3 protein-coding genes are annotated in these 2,530 nt (G+C 68.9%); all 3 read left to right on the forward strand.

The window, feature by feature from the left end:
- The first annotated feature begins 408 nt into the window (after window positions 1-408).
- Entirely contained in the window at window positions 409-1,104 is a 696-nt protein-coding gene (locus FJY88_13465) for a hypothetical protein (protein ID MBM3288335.1), read from the forward strand.
- 17 nt (window positions 1,105-1,121) lie between these two features.
- Window positions 1,122-2,165: a hypothetical protein gene (locus FJY88_13470; GenBank protein MBM3288336.1), complete on the forward strand. Its 1,044-nt coding sequence runs from the start codon at window positions 1,122-1,124 to the stop codon at window positions 2,163-2,165.
- The coding region (locus FJY88_13475; protein ID MBM3288337.1) for a hypothetical protein at window positions 2,152-2,530 on the forward strand (379 nt) is incomplete at its 3' end. The genes FJY88_13470 and FJY88_13475, both read left to right, overlap by 14 nt.

The raw sequence follows: 2,530 nt of genomic DNA on the forward strand, positions 1-2,530 counted from the left end.
CACGCTCGAGGACTGCCCCGCGGGCGCCATCCCTCCCGGGGGGAACTACGCCGAGCTCTACGAGACAATCCAGCGGCTCCGCGTGGAGGACACGAACGACTATTACGAGCTGCTGGCCAAGGAGGATGGCTACAGGGCAGGGTGGGACGATTTCAGCTGCCCATCCCCCGAGGGGCTCTCCCCGAATCGGCGCGAGTACCGCGCCATGCGCGAGGACAGCAACACCTTTCTCAAGCGGGCGCGTCTGGCGACCACGGTCGTCTTCCTGAACCGCATCGTCTCGGCCGTCGACGCCTACAGGACCGCGCGGGGAGCGCGCGTGTCGGTCGGCGCCGGCACGAATCTCGAGATCCGATTCGGCGGATCGCTCACGAACCCCCGCGCCTCCCTGAAGATGGTGAGGCATCTGTGAAGAGCGGTCGGCTCGTCACCTTGGCGATGATCCTCCTGTTCCTCGCGGGGTCGCCTCGGGAATCTGCCGGACGAGTCATAGAAGCGGGCCGGCTGAAGGTGCTGGGCCTCTCCCTCCTTGTGCCGGGGCTCGGGCACTGGCGACTCGGCGAAAGAGACAGGGCCTACGCCTTCATGGGCGCCGAGGCGACGGTCTGGGGGAGCTATTCGGTCTTCAGGGTCCAGGCGAAGCTCCGCCAGGACAGCTATGTCGAGATGGCCGAGCTCTTCGCCGGAGTGGACGACGCTTCGGGGCGCTCGGACTCCTACTACCGCAGGCTGGGGGCCTATCGGTCCTCCGATCTGTACGACGAGGAGATCCGCCGCGAGGCGCGTCAAGTCCATCCCAACGATCTCGAGGCGCGGGAGAGGTACTTCGATCGTCACCGGGTGCCGGTCGAGCAGCAGTGGTCCTGGTCATCGACGGAGAGGTGGGATCGCTACAGGACGAAGCGCAACGACAGCAACCGCGCGCTCAAGAAGGCCGACTACATGCTCGGCGTGGCGCTCGCCAATCGCCTCCTCGCCGCTGTCGACGCCATCCGGATCTACAGCGGCCACTCGGCAAGCGGGAAGATGAGCATGCGCTTCGCGCCCGATGCGATCTGCCCTGACGATGGGGCCCGCCTGGTCCTGACCTACAGAATCCCCTGATGGGGAGGAACGCGCCGTTGCTTCCCCCGAAGATTCCCTCGGAATGGCCTCGCGGCCGGCGCGTGATCGCGCTGGGCCTCGCGGGGCTCGGGGCTCTCTTCCTCGTGTTCGGCGCGGGAGCTGCGCGGGCGCCGGACGAGGCGTCCGCGGGGGCGCGCACGGCCGCGGAGGATCTCCGGCCGGGCGGCGGCATCGATTCGCTTGCGCCCCTCCCATCCTGGGCGCCCCGCGACGAGGCGGCGGGCGTGCGCCTCTCTCCTCACGCGATGGCCGTCGATCCGCTCGGACGCCTGTGGCTCCTCGACAAGGCTCGTGCGAGAGTGCTCCTCCTTGACGGGGCGGACGGTCGAGGCCGCTCCTTCAGCGCTGCGGGACGGCAGAGAGACGCGGCCCTGTCGGTGTCCGATCTCGCGGTCAGCGGGAGCTTCCTCTTCCTGCTTGAGCCGAGCGCGCCCAGCCTGATCCTCGTGGATCTGGACGGCAATCTCAGGGAGAGGATCGATCTCTCCGCCGCGATCGAGCAGGCGGGGGACCGGGGCTTCCTGCCCGCGCGGCTGCTCGTCGGGCGCTCCGGCGATCTCTGGCTGCTCGATGCGCGCGGGTTCAGGATCCTCCACTTCGACCGGCGGGGCCTTTTCGTCGACGCCCCTCTCGACGTGATCGATGGCGAGGACCGCCCTGCGCGTGTCGCCGATGTCGCGCCGACCAGGGACGACGGGATCCTGCTGCTCGATCCCGAGCGCGCCGGGTTGATCGAGATCGATCCCTACGGGGGCCTGCGGGCGATCCAGGACCTGGGCGAGGCTCTCCGCGAGCCCGCTTCGCTGGCCATCGATCGCGACGACAATCGCTACATCCTGGAGGCGGGCGGCCGTCTTCGAATCCTGGATCGGGCGGGCGTCCTTCTGTGGACGGGGGAGCTACCCGGCGCGCAAGGTTGGTCGGGTCCGAACAGGATCGCGGTGGCCGGAGACGGGATCCTTCACAGGGGGGATTCCGCGAGCGGCAGGATCGATCGCTGGCGAATCGTCAGGACCCCGCGAGAGGATGCGCAGCGATAGCCGAGTCATCGCCCTGATAGCTGGCGCGGGCCTTGCCCTTTCCGCGCCCGGCGCATCGGGGAGCGAGTCCGCACGGCTCTCCTTGCTCGACCGGAGCTGGGAGACCGATCTGGAGACGCCGGCCGCGCGCCTTCGGCTGCCCGATGCATGGATCGACCCCGGCTCGGTTCTCGTTGTCCTGGAAGCCGAGACTCTGCGTTCCGGAGTCGATTACCGCATCGAGCCCACCGAGGGGCTTCTGCATCTCCTCGTGCCGCAGGCGAGGGGGCGCCTTCGCCTCCGCTATGCCGTCGTTCCCCTGGCGATCGGTCGGGTCTTCCAGGATCCGATCCCGATCGACACGGCGCGGGGAGGAACCGCCCCCA

The organism is Candidatus Eisenbacteria bacterium, assembly GCA_016867495.1.
Classification (GTDB): domain Bacteria; phylum Eisenbacteria; class RBG-16-71-46; order CAIMUX01; family VGJL01; genus VGJL01.